The organism is Sphingomonas prati (assembly GCF_014643515.1).
Classification (GTDB): domain Bacteria; phylum Pseudomonadota; class Alphaproteobacteria; order Sphingomonadales; family Sphingomonadaceae; genus Sphingomonas_R; species Sphingomonas_R prati.
Window position 1 is genome coordinate 202,936 of the sequence record NZ_BMJP01000004.1, and the last position, 21,721, is coordinate 224,656.

At 66.6% G+C, this 21,721-nt stretch carries 17 protein-coding genes and 1 tRNA gene; 9 read left to right on the forward strand and 9 right to left on the reverse strand.

The window, feature by feature from the left end; translation table 11 throughout:
- Positions 1 to 89: 89 nt before the first annotated feature.
- From IEX50_RS13225 to IEX50_RS13245, 5 genes are all read left to right on the forward strand, one after another.
- Complete coding sequence (locus IEX50_RS13225) at positions 90 to 3,194, forward strand: TonB-dependent receptor (RefSeq protein ID WP_308419292.1); 3,105 nt, start codon at positions 90 to 92, stop codon at positions 3,192 to 3,194.
- Between the two features lie 146 nt (positions 3,195 to 3,340).
- Entirely contained in the window at positions 3,341 to 4,063 is a 723-nt protein-coding gene (locus IEX50_RS13230) for a SapC family protein (RefSeq protein WP_157176316.1), read from the forward strand.
- A complete protein-coding gene (locus tag IEX50_RS13235; RefSeq protein WP_157176315.1) occupies positions 4,060 to 5,097 on the forward strand; it encodes a cupin-like domain-containing protein in 1,038 nt (345 codons plus the stop codon). Before IEX50_RS13230 ends, IEX50_RS13235 begins: the two co-directional genes overlap by 4 nt.
- On the forward strand, positions 5,094 to 6,596 hold the full coding sequence (locus tag IEX50_RS13240; RefSeq protein WP_157176314.1) for a tryptophan halogenase family protein: 1,503 nt from the start codon (positions 5,094 to 5,096) through the stop codon (positions 6,594 to 6,596). Before IEX50_RS13235 ends, IEX50_RS13240 begins: the two co-directional genes overlap by 4 nt.
- A 465-nt stretch (positions 6,597 to 7,061) precedes the next feature.
- Positions 7,062 to 9,563 carry a calcium-binding protein gene (locus IEX50_RS13245; protein ID WP_157176313.1) on the forward strand — a complete coding sequence of 834 codons (2,502 nt, stop codon included), beginning with the start codon at positions 7,062 to 7,064 and terminating at the stop codon, positions 9,561 to 9,563.
- 250 nt (positions 9,564 to 9,813) lie between these two features.
- Here IEX50_RS13245 and IEX50_RS13250 read toward each other — a convergent pair.
- From IEX50_RS13250 to IEX50_RS13275, 6 genes are all read right to left on the reverse strand, one after another.
- Positions 9,814 to 9,889: transfer RNA gene (locus IEX50_RS13250), tRNA-Phe, on the reverse strand.
- A gap of 54 nt (positions 9,890 to 9,943) precedes the next feature.
- Complete coding sequence (locus IEX50_RS13255; RefSeq protein WP_157176312.1) at positions 9,944 to 10,129, reverse strand: DNA gyrase inhibitor YacG; 186 nt, start codon at positions 10,127 to 10,129, stop codon at positions 9,944 to 9,946.
- The gene (locus IEX50_RS13260; protein ID WP_157176311.1) at positions 10,095 to 11,102 is read right to left on the reverse strand and encodes a ribonuclease; all 1,008 of its coding nucleotides are present in this window, start codon (positions 11,100 to 11,102) and stop codon (positions 10,095 to 10,097) included. The genes IEX50_RS13255 and IEX50_RS13260 overlap by 35 nt, the downstream gene beginning before the upstream one ends.
- Positions 11,095 to 11,667 (reverse strand): Maf family protein, encoded by a 573-nt coding sequence (locus IEX50_RS13265; protein WP_157176310.1) that lies wholly within the window; start codon positions 11,665 to 11,667, stop codon positions 11,095 to 11,097. The genes IEX50_RS13260 and IEX50_RS13265 overlap by 8 nt, the downstream gene beginning before the upstream one ends.
- A gap of 166 nt (positions 11,668 to 11,833) precedes the next feature.
- Entirely contained in the window at positions 11,834 to 12,052 is a 219-nt protein-coding gene (gene infA / locus IEX50_RS13270) for a translation initiation factor IF-1 (protein WP_076068064.1), read from the reverse strand.
- 108 nt (positions 12,053 to 12,160) lie between these two features.
- Entirely contained in the window at positions 12,161 to 15,553 is a 3,393-nt protein-coding gene (locus IEX50_RS13275; protein ID WP_157176309.1) for a class I SAM-dependent DNA methyltransferase, read from the reverse strand.
- A 214-nt stretch (positions 15,554 to 15,767) separates the two neighbouring features.
- Here IEX50_RS13275 and uvrB point away from each other — a divergent pair, with 214 nt between their 5' ends.
- From uvrB to IEX50_RS13290, 3 genes are all read left to right on the forward strand, one after another.
- Entirely contained in the window at positions 15,768 to 17,972 is a 2,205-nt protein-coding gene (uvrB, locus tag IEX50_RS13280) for an excinuclease ABC subunit UvrB (RefSeq protein WP_157176308.1), read from the forward strand.
- A gap of 222 nt (positions 17,973 to 18,194) precedes the next feature.
- Complete coding sequence (locus IEX50_RS13285) at positions 18,195 to 18,713, forward strand: hypothetical protein (protein ID WP_157176307.1); 519 nt, start codon at positions 18,195 to 18,197, stop codon at positions 18,711 to 18,713.
- Positions 18,714 to 18,837: 124 nt separating this feature from the next.
- Complete coding sequence (locus IEX50_RS13290; RefSeq protein ID WP_157176306.1) at positions 18,838 to 19,107, forward strand: DUF3175 domain-containing protein; 270 nt, start codon at positions 18,838 to 18,840, stop codon at positions 19,105 to 19,107.
- Between the two features lie 265 nt (positions 19,108 to 19,372).
- On the opposite strand, the gene IEX50_RS13295 is transcribed toward IEX50_RS13290, so the two are convergent.
- Positions 19,373 to 19,789: a secondary thiamine-phosphate synthase enzyme YjbQ gene (locus tag IEX50_RS13295; protein WP_157176305.1), complete on the reverse strand. Its 417-nt coding sequence runs from the start codon at positions 19,787 to 19,789 to the stop codon at positions 19,373 to 19,375.
- Between the two features lie 26 nt (positions 19,790 to 19,815).
- On the opposite strand from IEX50_RS13295, the gene IEX50_RS13300 reads away from it, so the two are divergent.
- Positions 19,816 to 20,196: a hypothetical protein gene (locus IEX50_RS13300; RefSeq protein ID WP_157176304.1), complete on the forward strand. Its 381-nt coding sequence runs from the start codon at positions 19,816 to 19,818 to the stop codon at positions 20,194 to 20,196.
- Between the two features lie 53 nt (positions 20,197 to 20,249).
- On the opposite strand, the gene IEX50_RS13305 is transcribed toward IEX50_RS13300, so the two are convergent.
- Positions 20,250 to 20,840, reverse strand: a complete 591-nt coding sequence (locus IEX50_RS13305; protein ID WP_229674002.1) for a Clp protease/crotonase-like domain-containing protein — start codon at positions 20,838 to 20,840, stop codon at positions 20,250 to 20,252.
- Entirely contained in the window at positions 20,840 to 21,700 is an 861-nt protein-coding gene (locus tag IEX50_RS13310; RefSeq protein ID WP_157176513.1) for a precorrin-2 dehydrogenase/sirohydrochlorin ferrochelatase family protein, read from the reverse strand. The genes IEX50_RS13305 and IEX50_RS13310 overlap by 1 nt, the downstream gene beginning before the upstream one ends.
- Positions 21,701 to 21,721: the final 21 nt, after the last annotated feature.

The following is a 21,721-nucleotide window of genomic DNA, read 5'->3' on the forward strand; positions in this document are numbered from 1 at the left end:
CCGTAACGGGAGGGGTTATGCGGGGTCCTAAGTTCTTGAGTTTGCTTGTTCGCTCGACATCGGTCGGCGCGATCGCAATGGTCATCGCGATGCCCGCGCTGGCACAGCCTGGCGGGATCGATCAGAACGCCCCGGCCACCAACGCACAGCCGGGTGCCGAGAACGCACCGGCCGTCGCACAGGTCAACACGCCGGCCGATGCCGGCACGACAGGTGACGAGATCGTCATCACCGGCGTCCGCGCATCGCTGAACCGCGCGATCGACATCAAGCGTAACTCGGCCGGCGTCGTCGACGCCATCTCGGCCGAAGACATCGGCAAGTTCCCCGACACCAATCTCGCCGAATCGCTGCAGCGAATCACTGGCGTGTCGATCAACCGCGTGAACGGCGAAGGCTCGCAGGTTGCGGTCCGCGGCTTCTCCGGCGGCTTCAACCTCGTCACCGTCAACGGTCGCCAGCTCCCGGCGTCGAACGTCGACACCAGCGGCGGTAACGCGTTCGCGCGCGGCACCGGCCGTTCGTTCGACTTCCAGAACCTCGCCTCGGAAGGCGTCAGCACGCTCGAGGTCTACAAGACCGGTCGGTCGAGCATCCCGTCGGGCGGCATCGGCGCCACGATCAACATCATCACCCGCAAGCCGCTTGATGCCAAGGAAAGCGGCTTCAACGGCTCGATCGGCGCCAAGGCGCTGTACGACACGTCTGTTGAAGATGCCGAAAGCAAGAAGCGGCGCGCGACGCCGGAAGTTTCCGGCGTCCTGAGCTGGACGAACACGGACCAGACCTTCGGCGCGTCCTTGTTCGGTAGCTACCAGCTGCGTCACTCGACTTCGGTCAGCTCGACCCCGAACTACTGGAACGTCGTTCCGACCAGCACCTTCTTCGGCTCCGACAACGCTTATGTGAGCCCGACGACGCAAATTACCAACCGTCCGGGCGCGGACACGCCCTATGTGCTGATCCCGAACGACAGCCGTTACGCATTCTCCGAAAACCGGCGTGAGCGCATCAACGCGCAGGGCGTGCTTCAATTCAAGCCGTCCGATCGCCTTGAATTCACCGTCGACGGCCTGTTCGCACAGAACAAGCTGAGCGAACAGCGCGCGGAGCAGACCAACTGGTTCAACCGTCCGTTCGACCAGGTCACGTTCGACACGGGCAAGCCGTTCGCCAGCGCGCTGATCCTGCAAAGGAACGATGACGGGACCAAGGACAACGGTTTCGAGCAGCAGTCATTTGCGACGGAAACGCAGCTGAAGTCCTTTGGCGCGAATGCCAAGTGGGAATTCGCCGATAACCTGACACTGACGCTCGACGGGCATCACTCGACGTCGAAGACCACGCCGGACAATCCGAACGGCACCTCCGCCACGCTGGTCTCGCTTGCCGCGCCAGTCGGCCAGTCGCAATCTGTCGACTTCACCAGCGGCTTCCCGCAGCAGTCGATCACGATCAACGACAGCATCAAGGGCAACGGAAACGGCATTCTCGACCTTGGCGATCTGGGCACGCAGGTCGGGCGCACGGTGACGGCGCAGCAGCGCCAGCGTATCAATGAAGGCCGTGTGCAGTTGGGCTGGGATCTGGGCGAGGGCAGCCGGTTCGACTTCGGCGGGAACTACATCGACCAGAAAATGAACTCGCGTGGTTCGCAGACGCAACAGGCGCTCGGCGACTGGGGCGTGGGCGACACTGGAATTATCAGCCAGCAGGCGTCCGACCTAGTTCAGACCTATTGCCTGACCTGCAAGTTCGACAAGTTCAACCCGAACTCGTCCGGCGCGAGCCTGACGGCATTTCGTGGCAACGCCGTCGACCTGAACAATCTTTTCTCGCCTTATTATGCGAGCCGCGGCAACCCGGTGAATGCCAGTGGCAGCTTCAACGACACGGTCGGTGAAAAGACTTGGGCCGTGTTTGGCCAGTTGACCTGGGACGGCGAAATTGCCGGGCATCGTGCAAACCTGCTGATGGGTGCACGCTACGAACAGACCCGCGTTCGTGCCAACTCGCTTCAGGCGGTCCCAACTGCCATCATCTGGCAGAGCGACAACGACTTCTTCGTCAATTTCGCTGGTACCGACACCACGCCCGTCAGCGGTCGCGGCAAGTACAGCAACCTGCTTCCCGCCGTCGATTTCAACATCGAAGTCGTGCGCAACGTCAAGGCTCGCGCCTCGTTCAGCAAGACGCTGGCCCGGCCCGATTTCGGCAACCTCTTTGCGTCCGCGACTGTGGTACAGCCGCCTCGTCCCACGACGATCGGTGGTGTTGCTACCGGCACTTCACAGAACCCGAACCTGCAGCCGCTCATCTCCGACAACTTCGACGTATCGGTGGAGTGGTATTACAAGCCCTCCAGCTTCGTCTCGGTCGGCTTCTTCGACAAGCGCGTGAAGAATTTCATCGGCACGGGCATCGTCAGTCAGAACCTGTTTGGTCTGCGCGATCCGAGCTCCGGTGCAGCCGGGTCCCGTTCGGGTACGGCTCGTGAACAGCTGGCGCTCAACAATTTCGGCATAACCGACGTCAACCTGTTCTCCTACACGGCGCTGCTTGCCCAGAACGGCGGAAACGTGGCGGCAGCAACCGCGACCTTGCTCGCCAATTCGAATAACGGCGTGATTAACCCAGATTTCGCCACTGCCCTGTTCACCGGCGTGGACGTCACCGCCAACGCGCAGGATCCACTGTTCAACTTCGCCGTCTCGCAACCGCTCAACAACCGTGAAGGCAAGATCCATGGCTTCGAAGTGGCCTGGACGAACTTCTTCGGGAATTCGGGCTTCGGTTACGCCCTGTCCTTCACGAAGGTCAGCGGCAACGTAAACGTTGATCCCTACGCCGATCCGACCGTCAACATCTTCGCACTCACCGGTCTTGGCGACAGTGCCAACGCCACGGCAATCTACGACAAGAACGGCCTGTCGGCGCGTGTCTCCTACAACTGGCGCGCCAAGTATCTGAGTGCGACCAACGTGGGCGATGGTCGCAACCCGACCTTCACGGCCGCGTTCGGGACGCTCGATGCGAACATCAGCTACGACATCAACGAGAAGTTCGCCGTATCGCTCGAAGGGATCAATCTGACCAGCGAGAGCGTCCGGACCTACGCCCGGACGAAGGAGAACCTCGTCTTCGCTCAGGAACTGCGTCCGCGCATCCTGATCGGTGGTCGCTATCGCTTCTAAAGCGGTGGTTCGACGGTCTCGGAAATAAAGGAAAGGCCGCTGTTCGCAGCGGCCTTTCTCTTTCCAGCCCCACCGCGAAGCCCTAGACTGCAAGCGACCGGCGCACCCCTATCAAGAAGGCCGCCGGCAGAGGATGCGCGCACGCCATGAACCCGGTTCTCGTCAACAATATCGACCATGCCGACCTGCACGTCGCGATCCGCGCGGGCGCCGAATATGGCGACAGCGTCAACCAGATGCCGATCTTCCCGTCCGAGTTCGAGGAAGCGCAGCGCTCCTTCCCCATCGTGTTCCGCCGCGGCGACGCGGGGATGCAGGCGTTCGTCCTGCTCGGCCTCGACCGCGATGAAAACCTGTTCCTGTCCGGCGATCGCTGGACCAGCGCCTATGTCCCCGCGATCCAGCGCCGCGGCCCGTTCTCGATCGGCGTCGCGCGCCCCGCCCCGGGCACCGACACGCCCGGCGAACCGATGATCCATGTCGACATGGACGACCCCCGCGTCGGCGGCGACGGCGGCCTGCCGCTGTTCCTCGAACAGGGCGGCAATGCGCCGCTGCTCGATCACATGGCGGGCGTCCTGCGCGTCATCTACGAGGGCATGGAAAGCGCGCCCGAAATCTACGCCGCGTTGGAGGATGCTGGCCTGCTCCAGCCGATCAGCCTGCAGATCGCGGTTAGCGAGGAGCAGGGCTACGAGCTGCCCGACCTGATGGTCATCGACCAGGACGCGCTCGCCGCCCTGTCGGGTGACACGCTGACCGACCTCCACCGCCGCGGGCTCCTGCGCGCCGCGATCATGGCGGCCTCCTCGCTCGGCACGATGCAGCAGCTGATCGACCTCAAGAACCGCCAGGCCGCCACCGCATGACTGCACCGGCCGCCTCGCTGCCGATCACGGACCGCCGCGTGGCGGAGATCGACGCCGGCACGACGCCGCCCGACTACCGCGCGCTGATCGCCGCGAACGAGCCGGTCATCATCCGCGGCCTCGCCGCCGACTGGCCACTGGTCGCCGCCGGCCGCCAAAGTCCGCAGGCCGCGGTCGACTATCTCCTCCCGTTCTACAGCGGCCGCCCCGGCGCGGGCTACACCGCCGCCCCGGACATCGGGGGCCGCTACGGCTACACCGACGACCTGACCCGGCTGAACTTCGACGCCGAACGCGTCCGGCTCGACGACTATCTCCACCGCATCCTGGCCCATCTGGACGACGCGGACGCTCCCTCCTTCTACGTCGGCTCGACCGATCTCGACCTCTATTTCCCCGGCCTCGCCGCGCAGAACCCGCTGCCCGGCGCGGCGTTCGACCGCGGCCTGACCAGCATCTGGATCGGCAACCGCACCACCGCGTCGGCGCATCACGACATGTCGAACAACATCGCCTGCGTCGTTGCCGGCACGCGCCGCTTCACGCTGTTCCCGCCCGACCAGGTGTCCAACCTCTACCCCGGCCCGCTCGAACCCACACCCGGCGGCCAGGTCGTCTCGCTCGTCGACTTCCGCGCGCCCGATCTCGACCGCTTCCCCGACTTTACCAAGGCGATCGAGACCGCGCAGGTGGCCGAACTCGGCCCCGGCGATGCGGTCGTCTACCCCGCGCTCTGGTGGCATCATGTCGAGGCGCTGTCCGGCTTCAACATGATGATCAACTATTGGTGGAACGACGCGCCCGCCTTCATGGACACGCCGATGAACACGCTGCTCCACGGCCTGCTCAGCCTGCGCGACCGTCCTGTGGCAGAGAAGGCCGCGTGGCGCGCGATGTTCGACTATTACGTCTTCGGCTCCGCCGATCGCCCCGCCGCGCATCTGCCCGAGGCGGCACGTGGCGACCTCGCCCCGCTCGACACGCTCTCGGCCCGCCGCCTGCGTGCCAAGCTCCTGCAACGGATCAATCGATGACCGACACACCGCGCCCCACCCGTATCGTCATCGCCGGCGGCGGCACCGCCGGCTGGCTCGCCGCCGCGATCCTGACGCGACAACTTGGCCAGCTCGCCGACATCACGCTGGTGGAATCGGAGGAGATCGGCACCATCGGCGTCGGTGAATCGACGATCCCCACGATCCGCGCGTTCCACACGCTGATCGGCGTCGACGAACAGGAGTTCATGGCCGCGACCGGGGCCAGCTTCAAACTCGGCATCTCGTTCGAAAACTGGGCGCGCGACGGCGACCGCTACATCCACTCATTCGGCGATGTCGGCAAATCGACGTGGATGAGCGAGTTCCAGCATTTCTGGCTTGAGGCGCGCGCGCAGGGCGTCGCCGGCCCGCTCGGCGACTATTGCCCGGAGCATCAGGCCGCCGCCGCACACCGTTTCGCCACCGGCCCCGACGCGCCACTCAGCTACGCCTATCATTTCGACGCCGGACGCTACGCGCGCTTCCTGCGCCAGCGTTGCGAGCAGGACGGCCTGACCCGCGTCGAGGGCCGCATCGGCCGGATCGAACGCGACGGCGTGGGTGGCGACATCGCCGCGATCGTCATGGAGAACGGTACGCGGATCGAAGGCGACCTCTTCTTCGACTGCACCGGGTTCCGCGGGATGCTGATCGATGAAACGCTTGGCATTGGCTACGAAGACTGGTCGCACTGGCTGCCGACCGACCGCGCGGTGGCGATGCAGACCGCCTCCACCGGCCCGGCCGTCCCCTATACCCGCGCCATCGCGCATGATTGCGGCTGGCGCTGGAAGATCCCGCTACAGCACCGCGTCGGCAACGGCCTGGTCTATTGCTCGGCCTATCTGGACGACGATGCCGCCCGTGACCGCCTGTTGTCGCAGGTCGAGGGCCGCAAGCTGATCGAACCGCGCCTCATCCGCTACCGCACCGGCCGGCGCAAGGAAGCGTGGCATCGCAACTGCATCGCGCTCAGCCTCGCCGGCGGCTTCGTCGAGCCCCTCGAATCGACCAGCATTCACCTGATTATGATCGCGCTGATCCGCTTCCTTCAACTCTATCCCGGCGGCAAGATAAGCGAAGCCGCCATCGCGCGCTTCAACGAACAGTCACGGACGGAGATCGAAGGCGTCCGCGACTTCATCATCCTGCACTATCACCTGAACGAGCGCGACGAGCCCTTCTGGCGCGAACGCCGCGAGATGCGCATCCCCGACAGTCTTGCCGAACGGATCGACCTGTTCCGCCAAAGCGCCAACGCGTACCAGGCCAGCCACGACCTCTTCCGCGTCGCCTCCTGGACGCAGGTCATGTTCGGCCAGCGCCTCGAACCCGTCCAGCACCACCCCGTCGCCCGCCTGATGCCCCCCGGCGAGCTGCAACAGATCCTAGCCTCCATCAGTGCCCAGGTCGCCGCCACGGTCAGCCAACTCCCCCACCACCAGACCTTCCTCGACCGCTATTGCCCCGAATCGAAATCCGCCGCGGCTGCCTGAGGGTGGCGGGTGGACGTCCCCCGCGACTGCCCACCGTTTGCCGTCATATACAAGACACTCTGCTGATCGCATCCCCCGAGGCATTGCGATGCGCACCCCGCATGGAGGGGGCACAGATTGCGTCACGACCATCCCGACCCTAAGGTCATGAAAACGGGGACCGACATGGCTGATCAAGATCTTATCGCACCGACACTCAAGTCGTTGTCGTTTCCGACCAGGGTCAGCCTTGGTCAAGCCAGTACGCCGGTCGTGTTTTCCGCAGTCGCCGCAGACGACAGCAGCGGTATCAAATATGTTTCGGTCTTCTTCGATCGTTTCTACTCCGATACGCGTTCGAATGGATTCTCTTCGGCCGTCACCCTTTCCGGCGGGTCAGGGCCGGTCGACAACTGGTCAGGGTCGATCTCCCAGCCTTTCGGTGCGGCCTCGGCCGTTGGCACCTATCGCATAACCAGCGTCACGGTGACGGACCAGGTGGGTAACGCCAGCGAATATTCGCCGGCACAGCTTACGACGCTCGGCATCGGGACCGAATTCGTTGTCTCGTCGGCGGTCGGGGTCGACACCACACCGCCGATCCTGCGGTCGCTGACGCTGCCGGACATCGACCTCAGCAATGGGCCCGTCTACGTTACGCAGTCCGTCGGGGCGAGCGACACCGGATCAGGGGTCGCCCGGGTTACGGTCTCCTTGAGAGGACCGACTCTAGAGTCCACCGGCATGCTGTTTTCCGGGACGGACGATTTCGCCGATGACGGGATCTCGTCTCAACGGACCACATTCGCGACCAATACCGCGCCCGGCCGCTATGACGTGTCACGGGTCGACGTCGTCGATGTCGCCGGCAACATCTCGGTCTACTACGAGGATGATCTTGCCAAGCTGGGGGCGTCGACCGGCTTCACCGTTACGAACCGCAGCCTTCCGGTCACCGCCACCATCACCACGCCATCGTCGGTCCGCGAAGGGGATCAACCGCTCGCCCTGGCGATGGCGCTGACCGGCGGCAAGGAGGGCACGGTGAACGTGTCGGTCGTGCAGGACACCTTCTCCGGCCGCACCGACGATCTCGTCGGTCCCGAGTACGATACCGACTATATCCGCGCGTCGGACCGCAGTTTCCGACTGCCGGCCGTGACCGTCGTCGACGATCTCGTGCCGGAAGCCGACAAGCTCGTCTCGGTCTACGTCACCGCGATCAACCAGGTCTTCGGCAACGGCACCAACGCAACGACTGTCCAGTTCACCTTGGTCGACAATGATCGCATCGGGACGGACGCGGTCGATCTGATGACGGGCGATGCTGGCCGAAACTATTTCTCCGGTCTCGGCGGCAACGACAGCCTCGACGGGCTGGGTGGCGACGATTCACTGGTCGGTGGTGCGGGCGACGACCGGCTGGCGGGTGGCGACGGTGACGATGTGCTCGACGGCGGCGACGGGAACGACCTGCTGACCGGCGGCGCCGGCCGCGATACCGTATCGGGTGGCGCGGGCGACGACGTGTTCATCGACGGCCCCGGAAACGATGTCTACGACGGCGGCGCCGGGACCGACCGACTGGTCCTGACCGGTAATGCCGCGGACTATACGTTCCGGCAGGAAGCCGGCGGGGATGTCTTCCTTTCCAACAACTTCAACGACAATGCGACGGTTCGGTCGTCCGTCGAACAGATCCAGTTCCAGAACGGACAATATTTGGGCTTCCAGGATCTTGGCGCGTTCATTCAGAAGACCGATACGACCGGCAACGACCGCTATGTCGCACCGCTCAGCGGTGCCGCCCGCTTCGATGGTGGGGCGGGCAGCGACACGGTCGTCCTGAACGGCAACATTTCCGACTATACCCTGAGCCGCGCGCTCTACGACGGTGGCCTGGAACGCTCTGCCGCCCGGGTTGGCGATTTCGTTCTGACGGCAAACAACGGCTCCGGCGTCTACACGCTCAGCGAATCGATCGAGACGATCCAGTTCCAGAACGGCCAGTATCTCTCGTTGCAGCATATGCCCGCCTACATCGCGGGGGATCCGTGGATGGCGCTCGGAGCGTCCCAGGATGATCGTCTCTACCAGACCAGCCCTACGGGGTATCAACTGTTCAACGGCAATTATGGCAACGATACGCTGTACGTTGCAGGCTCTGCGGCGGACTATGCGGTGCGGTCGTTCGCGGCCGTGGTCCCGCTTCCATCGTCCACCGCGGCACCGGGCTTCTATACCGGCTCATTCGGCGGCCTTGCACTCGTCGCGAAAGATGGCCGCGCCGAACTGCTCGTTGATGCCAGCGTCGAGACGATCGAGTTCCGCGGCGGACAGCAGATCGCCTACACTGACGTCACCCGCTTGCTCGCCACGGCGCCTGCGGCACCGGAAGAAGTCCTGCATTTCAAAGTGGACGGCGACGAAAGCCGTTCGGTCCGGATCGACGGAACGGAGGAGGCCGACCGGCTTCTGCTCGATGGCAATGTCGCGGACTATACGCTGTCCCGACCGGATGGATCGACATTCTCCCTGGCACTTGATGCGTCCGAGATCGCCGGATCGGCCTATCGCTACGAAACGGTCGACATCGCGACCTCGATCGAAACCGTCCGGTTCGCGGACGGCCAGTATCTGTCGATCAACGATCTGTCCGCCTTCGTGAAGGGCAGCGCGACGACCACCACCGGGACGCCCCTCGACGATATTCTCGTCACCCCACGCGGCGGCAATCAGTATCTGAACGGTGGCGAGGGTGTCGACGCGGCCTATCTGCAGGGCAACGTCCACGACTTCAACATTCGCACGGTGACCGGCGTGGCGGACGGTCATGGTGGCCGGATTACCGGGTTCGAACTGGTGGCCGACAACGGCAGCGGCAACATCTTCATCGATGCGAGCACCGAAGTGGTGCATTTCCAGAACAGCCAATATCTCTCGGTCGGTGACCTGAACGCCTACATCGACCCGTTCCTCTCCGTGTAACCCTGCGTCGCGTGGGCTCCTGGCGGTCGGGAGCCCACTTGGGCGCCGGAAGGACCAACAACGGCTGTCACGGGCGCTGGAGCTCCCTGGCGGCCCCACAAAGGTCCATGATGCCGGGTACCGCGTAAGCTAGGCTCGAGAGGGTTCAGCGCCGGCCTCTGTCAACCAGCGCGAACACTACAGCTCGCAGCAAAACGACCGCGCCCGGCGATCGAAATCTTCCAACGATGTCAGGAGTTTTCCAACCCTGTGGTGCCCGGAGACGGATTCGAACCGCCGACACCGTGATTTTCAGTCACGTGCTCTACCAACTGAGCTATCCGGGCGGACAGGGTCGGAGCGGGGCCTATAGACAGCGGATCGCCCGCCTGTCCAGCGCTTCATGTATCCTGCTGGTCGGAATCCTCGACGGGCGGTCCGGGCACGCGATATCCATCGCCCAGCCATTGCAGCAGGTCGCGGTCGCGGCAGCCCTGGCTGCAGAACGGATCGAACGCGGGCGTCACGGCCGCACCGCAGACGGGACAGCCGTTACGGGCGCGGCGGGGGGTAATCGGTCTGGACATAGCACTGCGATATGGCCCGCGCCGCGTCGGCCCGCAAGGCGACCGCCGTCCCGGTGCGCCGCGCCAGCGCCTCGGTCCAGTCAGCCCGCTCCGCGATCCGCGCGATCACCGCGGGGGCCGCCACCAGCGTTCGCGTGCCGATCCCCGCGGCCCGCTCCGCCTGCCGCAACAGGCCGAGCGCAGCGGTCAGGACCGGGTCCGCCGCCAGCAGCTCGGGCAGGCTCGCCCGCACGCGCCGCCGCACGATCTGAAGGAAGCCGAACCCGTTCACCGCGGTCCGTTCGAACGGCTGCGGCAGGATCGCATCGACCACCGCCGCCACCGCCTGTCGCACCGCCTTGTCGGACACGGTCGGCAGGTCGATGCCGATCGATCCGCCGATCTCCATCCGCCGGATCGCGCGCGCCGCCGCCTGCGCCCCCGCCAGCGCCAGCGCGGCCGGCGGCAGCACCCCATCGACATCGAACAACGTCATCGCCGGCGTCACCGACAGGCGCAGCGCCCCGCCCGCGAAATCGATCGCCCCGTCGGTCGCCTCCTCGATCAGTTCGGACCAGCCCGCCGCCTCGAGCAGGTCCGGCCCGTGCACCGGCACTGCGCGCACGGGTACATCGCCCGCGGCAAGCTGCGCCGCCAGGTCCGGCCCATCGCCGACCTCCGCCCCCTCCGCCGCCGCCCGCGCCCGCGCCGGCTTGGGCCGCCCCGCCTCGGGGATCGCCTCGCGCACGATCTGGATCAGTAGGCGGCCACCCTCGGCGACACCGGGGGGCAGCGGCTCCAGCACCGCCTCGCCATCGTCGAACGTCGCCAGCCCGCGCCGCCCGGGGGCGGTGATCCGTGCCAGCCGCGCCCGCCGCACGCTCCCGGCACGCAACCCACCCTCATGCGCGACCCGCGCCTCGACGATCGTCCCGCCCTCGACCAGCGCAGCCCGCGCCTCGCCGATCCCGGCCTCGTACAGCCACTCAGCCAAGCAGGCCCGCCGATCCCAACAACGCCCGCGTTTCGAACAGCGGCAACCCGACGACGCCCGAATGGCTGCCCGACAGGAAGCGGACATAGGCCTCCGCAGCACCCTGGATGGCATAGCCGCCCGCCTTGCCGTGCCACTCGCCGCCCGCCAGATACGCGTCGATCTCCGCTGCCGTCAGCACCTTGAACGCCACGATGCTCGTCGAAATCCGGTGCCGCGCGGTCCCGTCCGGCGCGACCAGCGTGATGGCACTATGCACCCGGTGACGGCGGCCCGAGAGCAGGGTCAGGCACCGCCGCGCGGTCGCCTCATCCTCCGCCTTGGGCAGGATGCGAATGCCCGCGCCCACCACCGTGTCCGCGCCCAGCACATAAGAATCGGGGTGGCGCGCCGCGACCAGCGCCGCCTTCGCCGCCGCCAGGCGCGCGGCATGCGCGGGCGGCCGCTCCGCCTTCAGCGGCGTCTCGTCCAGATCGGCCGGGTCCACCGCATCCGGCACGACACCGATCCGCGCGAGCAGGTCCAGCCGACGCGGGCTAGCGGATGCGAGGATCAGTCTGGACATCGCACTCTCGATTTCAGGCTGTCAGGCCGCCTACAGTTCCCCCGCGGATGCGGGGGTCCAGCTAAGTCACAAGCGCTAAGCCGAGCTTACCACCACCCCCAGCACCACACGCCCTGGATCCCCGCCTGCGCGGGGATGACCTTCTGCTGCCCGCGGCAGCCGAAGGTCACTTGAACCGGTAAGTGATCCGGCCCTTGGTCAGGTCATAGGGGGTGAGCTCGCACAGCACCTCGTCCCCCACCAGCACGCGGATGCGGTTCTTGCGCATCTTGCCGGCGGTGTGGCCCAGGATCTCGTGGTCGTTCTCCAGCTTCACGCGGAACATGGCGTTGGGCAGAAGCTCCACCACCTGTCCGCGCATCTCGAGCAGTTCTTCCTTAGCCAAACAGGCCTCTTGTTCTAAACGGTGGAAATGGAAGCGCGCCGTACCGCGTTGCCGCCGAAAAAGGAAGCTGCACGCCGAATTTCGCGCATGGCCGCTCCGTCCGCCGGATCACGCCACGCGGCGGAGATGGTATCGCCCACCCCCCGACGCAACATGGCCGAGCCGTTCCAGCGCGGCCAGCGTCGCCGAAATCCGCCGTTCCACGCGCAAGCCCTGCGCATACATCCGCGCGATCTCCGCCCCATCCAGCGCCGCGCCGCCACGCAGCGCGCCCAGCACCGCCGCCGTCTGCCCGATCGCATCGCGCGGAAACGACGGCTTCACGGTACGCGCCACCCGCAGCTCCGCCGCAATCTGTTCCTCCGCCGCGACCGGCAGCTGCGTCACTCCGGCGCGCGCCAGCTGATAGTCCGGCCGCAACCACCGCACGACCCCGCGCCGCTCCTCCGCATGCCGCTCCGCATTCAGCGCCACCAGCCGCGACGCGATCGTCGCATCGTCCAGCAACCCCGCCCGCGCGTCGGCCCCCCAACCATAAGCCTCCGCCACCGCCAGATCGATCCGGTCATGCAGCTCGATCAGGATATCCACCCGCCCCCGCCGCCGCTGATCCTGCTCGACGAGATCGAGGTCGGCGCCGCTGCGCACGCGGTCGCGCAAATTGTAGAGACCGGTCAGCGTCAGATCGCCCTCTGCGGCCAGCACCTCCTTGCGCATCGCATCGAGTTCCTCCGCGAGATCGGCGATCACAGCCAACTGCGCAGCACTGGCATTAGGGAAGGGGAACGGATCGAATGTCTTCGTCTTTACGTAAACGGAGTCGTTACCGACGCCGAGCCATCCGCCCATTCGCGTCGCCCATGCGACATGGGTCTGCGACGTCAGAATGCCGAGTGTTGCAGCACGGTCGTCTGCAATCACAACGCATTTGTCGTCGCATATGTAGTCCGCTTGCAGAAACTGGAACAGCCGGTGCGCCGCAGTATCGACCGTTGCTATGAATCGTTCCAAGCCGGACAAGGCCGGTCGCATCTCGCGCCGGGGCTCGCCGAAGATCCACCAGCTGTCCCGATAGCTTGAGCGGTTGTTCGACATACGCTCGGGCCGCACGGTCTGAAGCAGATGCTGGTAAACCGCGGGCACGGACCGCCGGGCCTCATGCTCATCCCAGCCGAACAGATCGATCACGAAGCGATCCTTCGATTTCGCTGCAAGGTCGCGACCGTTGCGGTACGGACGGACAATTTGGGTGACTGGCATAGTAGCACCGCGCCCGAGCAGATCGGCTTCACCACGCGTCACGATGAAGCCCTTGCCGTGCAGCTTCACGCCGTCATGGCAAATCGCATCGTTGGACCGGAGTTTGTGGATCGCCGTGACGTCGACGCCTGTGGCGAGATCGGCATGAATACGCCCGTTCGTCTCCCGCAACGCGATCACCGGCGCATCCGTATCGAGCCCGGCCTCGCGCTCGACCTCCAGCAGCACCCCATCCCCGCTCCCGGCCTCCACCACCGTCATCGCGATGCGTACTGCGGCGGCATCGCGCGTCGCCTTGGTCCAGGGGTGGTCCGGCACCGCCATCACCATCCGCACCGGCGCGCGCGCATCCAGCCTTGCGGCGACCACGCGGCGGCTGAATTCCTGCGTGATCGAATTGGTCGTGACGAACCCGAACCGCTTCAGCCGCGTGCCGCGCTCGGTCAGCCGCTCCGCCGCACGGTCCCACCAGTACATCACGAAATCCGCGGACTTCGGCATCTTGGGATGCGCCTTCCACAACGCGGTCGCATAGGCCTCGCCCAGCCGCCCGCGCACATCCTTGCCGCCGATGAACGGCCGGTTCCCGACGATATAGTCCGCCTCCGGCCACACCGGCCGCCGCGGGTTATACAGCGCCACGCCCGTATCGCCCTGCGGCGCCGGATCATGCGCCAGCACCGCGTCGCGCGCCTCGATATTGCGCAGCGTCTCCAGCACCGGATCGGACACCACGCCGCCGTTCCGGATCTGCCATTGCAGATAGCCCAGCCACAGCACCAGTTCGGCAATCGCCGCCGCGCGCGGATTGAGCTCCATCCCCAGGAAATTGCGCGGGTGGACCGTCTCGGTCTCCAGCGCCAGCACCTCCTGCCCGCCGAGGTCGGCCAGCACCTCCAGCACGTCGCCTTCCAGCCGCTTCATCAGTTCCAGCGCCACGTACAGGAAATTGCCCGTCCCGCACGCCGGGTCCAGCACGCGGGTCCGCGCCAGCCGGACGTGAAAGTCGTGCACCGCCGCGATCGCCGCCTTGCGGTCCGCCCCGCGCTCGCGCTCCACCGTGCCCAGCACGACGGTCTCCCATTCGCGCCGCAACGGTTCGATCACCGTCGCGATCACCAGCCGCTCGACATAGGCCCGCGGCGTATAATGCGCGCCCAGCCGCCGCCGCTCCGCCGGGTCCAGCGCCTGCTCGAGCAACGTCCCGAAGATCGCCGGTTCGACATCCCGCCAGTCATGGCACGACGCCGCGTACAACTCGCCGATCTCCTCGCGCAGCAGCGGGATCGCACGGCTATTGGCGAACAGCCCGCCGTTGAACCGCCGCACCGTCCGGCGCAGCACCGGAGACAAGCCGCCGCTGTCCATCGTCCGCCACAGATCCTCCAGCAACGGCGCGAACGTACCCGGATCGTCGCGCGTATCGTTCAGCAGCTCACGGAAACACCCTTCGTGCAGCAGCCCGCTATGCTCCGCGAACATCGTGAACAGGCACCGCATCAGGAACTGCGCGACCGGCTCCGCGGCATGCCCGCGCGCCTCCAAGAGGCGGCTGACCGAAGCCAGCCGCACGGCGATATCGCGCGTCACCCGCGCCGCATGCCGCGCCGGGTCCAGGCTATGCGGATCACGCCAGATCGCCCGCAACCGGTCGCGGACCTTGGGCTCGCGCAGGTCGTCGAGGTAGATCCGGTATCCGCCACGGTCCGGAAACTGCCGGTAATTCTTCCCCTGCCCTGAAAAGTCGGCGAACACCTCGAACGCGTGCCCCACATCGCACACCAGGATGAACGGCGGCCAGCCATGCGCGGTCGGCAGCGCGCGGGCATATTGTTCCGCCTGTTCGCGCGCGTTGCGCATCAGTACGTCCCACCCGCGATGCGCACTCCGCCGCCCGCGCACCCGCCCCGCCTCGAACCCCGGCAAGTCCGTCTGTTCGGGCAGCGTCACCGCCTTGGCCCCGCCCGGCTCGCGGCTTTGCTTGGCCTCCAGCACGAAACAGCCGCGGCGATACAGGTCGATCCGGCCATGCCCGGTCCGCCCCGCCTCGTCATGAAACCGCACCGCTCGCTCGAACACATAGTCGTTATGATCGTGCGTCGCCCCCGCCGGGTCCGGCCGCGGCAGATCGAGCAGCGCGCACAGTTCGATCAGAAACGGCGGGAAATTCGCCCGCTCGGCACCCCCCTCGTTACTGGCCCAGCGGGTGATGAAGGCGTCGATGCTTGCGGAGTCGCTCATCGGGGCAGCGTGAAGACGGACCTGACGAAGGTTGCATCCAACTCGGTGCGTATTGGAGCAGGTTGCCGACTTACTCGTCCGTATCGGATCAGACTGTCGTCCAACACACGCGCTACAGTAAGCCCCTCTCCTTCAGACGAGGGGCTCCAGAAGGTCCGACCGGAATCCCATCTCCAGACTGGAACAAACCCGCACCGCCGCCCATATTCCGCCCATGGCGATTCAGATCCGAACCTCCCTCGCGGAACCCGAAACCGACGGCACGTTCGTCCCCCACCGGCCCGCCCGCCCGCCCAAGCATGACGGCGGCCGCGCCTTCCGGCTCGAATCGGAATATCAACCTTCGGGCGACCAGCCGACCGCGATTGCCGAACTGTCGGCCCAGGCGCGGCAGGGCGAGCGCGACCAGGTGCTGCTCGGCGTCACCGGCTCCGGCAAGACCTTCACCATGGCCAAGGTCGTCGAGGAACTGCAGCGCCCCGCGCTCATCCTTGCCCCCAACAAGATCCTCGCGGCCCAGCTCTACGGGGAATTCAAACAGTTCTTCCCCGACAACGCGGTCGAATTCTTCGTCAGCTATTACGACTATTACCAGCCCGAAGCCTATGTCGCGCGGTCCGATACCTACATCGAAAAGGAATCGTCGATCAACGAGACGATCGACCGGATGCGCCACTCCGCCACCCGCTCGCTGCTCGAACGCGACGACGTGCTGATCGTCGCCTCGGTCTCCTGCCTCTACGGTATCGGATCGGTCGAAACCTATTCCGCGATGATCTTCGACCTGAAGAAGGGCCAGACCGTCGATCAGCGCGAGATCATCCGCAAGCTCGTCGCGCTCCAGTACAAGCGCAACGAACAGAGCTTCACCCGCGGCACGTTCCGGGTCCGCGGCGACACGCTCGAACTGTTCCCGTCGCATTATGACGACAGCGCCTGGCGGATCTCCTTCTTCGGCGATGAGATCGAGGATATCGCGGAGTTCGACCCGCTGACCGGCAAGACCGCGGCCAAGCTGCCGTCGATCCGGGTCTATGCGAATTCGCACTATGTCACCCCTGGTCCCACGATGCAGCAGGCCGCCGCCGCGATCCGCCACGAACTGACCGAGCGGCTGAAGGAACTGGTGATCGAGGGCAAGCTGCTCGAGGCGCAACGGCTCGAACAGCGCACCAATTTCGATCTCGAGATGATCGCCGCCACCGGCAGCTGCGCCGGGATCGAGAATTACAGCCGTTTCCTCACCGGCCGGCTGCCCGGCGAACCGCCGCCCTCGCTGTTCGAATATCTGCCGGAAAACGCGCTGCTGTTCGTCGATGAGAGCCACCAGACGATCGGCCAGATCAACGGCATGTCGCGCGGCGATCACCGTCGCAAGATCACGCTCGCCGAATATGGCTTCCGCCTGCCGTCCTGCATCGACAACCGCCCGCTGCGCTTCAACGAATGGGACGCGATGCGCCCGCAGACGGTTTACGTCTCGGCCACGCCCGGCCCGTGGGAGCTGGAACAGACCGGCGGCGTGTTCGCCGAACAGGTCATCCGCCCGACCGGACTGATCGACCCGCCGATCGAGGTCCGCCCGATCGAGAGCCAGGTCGACGATCTCGTCCACGAATGTCAGGCGACGGCCAAGCTCGGCTACCGCTCGCTCGTCACCACACTGACGAAGCGGATGGCGGAGGACCTGACCGAATATCTCCACGAGGCGGGGATGAAGGTCCGTTACATGCACAGCGACGTCGAGACGCTGGAGCGTATCGAACTGATCCGCGACCTGCGGCTCGGCGTGTACGACGTGCTGGTCGGCATCAACCTGCTGCGCGAGGGGCTCGACATCCCCGAATGCGGGCTGGTCGCAATCCTGGACGCGGACAAGGAAGGCTTCCTGCGTTCCGAAACCTCGCTGATCCAGACGATCGGCCGCGCCGCCCGCAACGTCGAGGGGCGCGTGATCCTCTATGCCGACACGATCACCGGATCGATGGAACGCGCCATGGCGGAAACCGCGCGCCGGCGCGAAAAGCAGGAAGCGTACAACACCGAACACGGCATCACCCCCGCCACGATCAAGCGCAACATCACCGATATCGTCGGCCATCTGTCGTCGAAGGACCAGGTGACGGTCGAGACCGGAATCGAGGACCGCCGGCACATGGTCGGCCACAATCTGCGCGGCTATATCGAGGAACTGGAAGGCAAGATGCGCCGCGCCGCCGCCGACCTGGAATTCGAAACCGCCGGCCGCCTGCGCGACGAAATCCGCGCGCTGGAACAGGAGGAACTCGGCTTGCCGCCCTCCGAACACAAGGCCCCCGTCCGCGGCAACGCCATGGCCGGCAAACCCGGCACCCGCACCACTCGCTACGCCAAGGCCAAGGAAGCCCGAGCCCAAAAGCGCACCCGCGGCGCGGCATGAGATAAGCAAAAAGCCCTCCCCCCACCGGGGGGAGGGTACGGTGGGGGGCTTAGGCCTGACGCCCCGCCGCCCCAAACGAGACAGAAAAGCCCTCTCCCCTCCGGGGAGAGGGTTGGGAGAGGGGAGCAACGCCAAAGATGCTCACAACACCCGACCGCAAACCCCCTCACCCCACCCCACACACCCTTCCCAACCCTCCCCCACTCCGCCACAACGCGACGCATGCGCCGCATCCTCCTCCTCGCCCCCCTCATCCTTTCGCTCGCCGCGTGCGTCGCCCCACCGCCGCCAGCGCCGCCACCCCCGCCGCCCCCCGCACCACGGCCGACACCCACACCACCCCCCGCCCCCGCGGTCGCATGGCAGGACGGCCCAGCCACCGCCGGCACCTGGCGCTGGACCCGCGAAGCGCGCGGCTCGGTCGCGACCTTCGGCGTCCCCGGTCAGGACCCCAGCTTCACCGCACGCTGCGACACCGACCGCCGCACCGTCACGCTCAGCGCCGCCGCCACCCCGGGCACCGCGCTCACCATCCAGACTTCGGAGGGCGCGCGCAGCTTCCCGACGACCGCGATCGGCACGCCCCCACGCGCCGGCGTCGCGCTGTCGGCAAGCGACGGCTTCCTCGACCGTATCGCGTTCAGCCGCGGCCGCTTCCGCGTCCAGCTGGCCGGTGCCGCCCCGCTCATCATCCCCGCCTGGGCGGAGTTCAGCCGCACGGTCGAGGACTGCCGCGGCTGACCACCAATCAGCCCACCCAGCCTGTCACGGAACGGTCACAGGAACGACGCGTTCGGTTTCGACGGACAAGTTGGGAGACGATCGTTGCGCACCATCGCGGCATCACCGGCACGGGCGGCCTGACATGGTGCTGCGTCACTGGTCGCGTTCCGCCGCGCTCCCCGGCCCGGCACCCAGCGAGGACCTGTTCCTCGGCCCCGACCCGAAACGCATCGCGTCGGCTGTCAAGGCGTTCGCCGAAACCCGCGGCGGCCTGCGCACCTCGCCGTTCCGTTCGGCCATGTCGATGCTCACCTTCCACATAAACCGCGCGGGCGACGCGCTGTCCCCGGAACGCCGCCGCATCCTCGAGGCGGCCAAGGACGAGTTGCGCAAGGCATTCGGCAGGAAGTGAGAAAATTCGGTCGGATGGGGTTGCCGAATGCCGTCCGATGAATCATGTTCCGTTCTGCCCATCAACGTAGCGAAAGGAGGTGATCCGATGTCTCATGGTTCAGAAGCGAGGTCGGTTCAGTCCGTTCGGGGGACGCGCGCCTAACAGGCTTGCGCCCAGGTCTCCCGGGCCGAACTCCGGCCGCTGACCATGTAGGAGGCCGTCGTCGCAATTTGCGGCGGCGGCCTTCTTCGTATCCTCCCCAGATCGATCGAGCTCCGGTCGCCTATTCACCGATCAGGTGCAGCACGATCTCCCGCCGGTGCGGCCGCACCCGATGTTCGAACAGGTAGATCCCCTGCCACGTCCCCAGCGCCATCCGACCGCCCAGCACCGGGATCGACAGGCTGACCGCGGTCAGCGCGGTGCGCAGATGCGCCGGCATGTCGTCTGGCCCCTCGTCGTCATGCACATAGTCGCGGCTTTCCGGCGCGATCCGCGCGAAGTATCGCTCGATATCGCCGCGCACCGCGGGCGCCGCATTCTCCTGGATCAGCAGCGACGCCGACGTATGACGGCAGAACAACGTCAGCAGCCCGTCGGTCATCCCCTGCCGCGCGACCCAGTCCGCCACCGCGTCGCTGATCTCGACCAGCCCCTGGCGCTGCGTCCGCACCTCCAGCCTGTCCGTCGCCTGCCGCATCATCCACTCCCTCGCGTCCGTTCCGCATGACCAACGCACCGCGCTACCCCACGACGCCCGACGGCCGCTACTTCGTCGTGCGCGGCCGGCTCTGGCGCTGCGCCAACCCCGCGCTCAAGGAGGCGGACCGTGCCCGCCTCGTCTCCGACCTCATGACCGCCCGCGGCGCCGTCGCCCGCGCCCGCCGCGCCCAGGACCCGGACGCGGAGGCCGCCGCCCACGCCGCCGTCGACATCGCCAAGCGCGCGCTCGGCGAACGCGGCCCCGTCTGGTGGGACGACGGCACCCCCGACCTCAACCGCCACATGGCCCGCACCGGCCCCTATGCAGACTGGTTCGCGGGTCTGGACGTCACCGATCCCCCACCCAAACCGCGCAAACGTTCCCCGGCGAAGGCCGGGGCCTAGACACAACCGCTTGCGCCAAGGCCCCGGCCTCCACCGGGGAACGACAAAAACGATCAAACCACAGCAGCAATCAACCCCAGATCCCGCGCGGTGTTCGCCTCGATATACCAGTTCGCCGACGCCCGCTCGAGCACGTCTTCCATCGTCACCTTCGTGCCCCGCACGAGGTTCTCGAACCCCTCGTTCTGGATCTCGATCGAACATTCGATCTCGTGCAGCAGCGCCTTCACCGCCGCGACGCAGGTCGTCAGCGGCCCCTCGACGTTCAGCTGCTTCTTCAGCTTCCGCTCGTGAATCATCAACCGCGTACCGCGCGTCAGATAGCGGTTCTCCGGCAGGAAGAAGCTCATGAACGTCGTCCCCGCGGAGTAGATCGCGGCCTTGCCCAGGAACACGAAACGCTGATCCGGCGCGATGTCGCTGTGATAGCGCACATCCTCGCCCATCATCCGCGCGACCTCCGGATCGCCGCCCAGCGTCGACAGTTCGATCACCACCGGCCCGCTCTCCGGCGCGGTATCGAGCGCGGACCGGAACCGCTCGTACATTGCATAGTCCACCGTCCCGGACAGCCGGATCGCCGGCATCCGGAACATCGTCGCGTCAAACGCGCCGTCGCCGGCCGTCGTTGTCGTGTCGGTCATCAAGCCACCTCCTGTTCGTCGCCTCCAACACTGAGGGCAGCAAACCGATCCGCGACCTTGCACGCCCGCCCGAAGCAGGCCTGCGCCGGTGCCGCCTCCGCAAACCGCAGGTCGACGATCAGCCCGTCCGCCGCGACATCCTCGCCCGAACCCACGGCCACATCCGCATCCGCCCGGATCCGCGCCAGGATCGCCGCCGGCACATCCGCCGCATGGCGCACCACGTCCGCCCCGCCCAGCCAGCGCGCCTCGCGCAGCGTCAGGTCGTCCGGATCGCCCGACCGCAACCGGATCGCGACATTGCCCAACTCCGCACCCGCATCCCCCGCCGCGACCCAGCCCGCGATCCGCTCCGCTCCCCCGGCGGTCAACGGATCGAGCAACCCACCCGGGGCCAACGCCGCATCGATCGCACGCCGCCGCACGTCATTCTCCGGCCAGCGCGCCTTCACCGCCCCGCGCGCCGCGAACAACCCATCCGCCAGCGTTCCCAGATCGGCGGGCAACAGCATCTCCAGCCGCTGCCGCAACGCCTTGGCCAGCCCCGCCGACGCGCCGCCCGTCCCGATCGCGACCAGCACGGCCCCGCGCTCCACGATCGCCGGCAGCGTGAAATCGCACAGCGCCGGCCGATCGACCGCGTTCACCAGGATCCCGCGGGCCCGCAACCGCGCCACCGCCGCGGTTGCCTCGTCCGCATCCTCGATCGCCACGATCGCCAGCGCCGCCGCCGCATCCTCGCCCACCGGCACCGCCCCCGCGCGCGTCAGGATGCGCCGCTTGGCATCGGCTGCCCCCCCTTCGCCCAGCAGGATGACGGGGCGGCTGGACAGCCGGAGCAGGATCGGAAGGCTATGCAACGTCATGTGGGCTGTATCCTA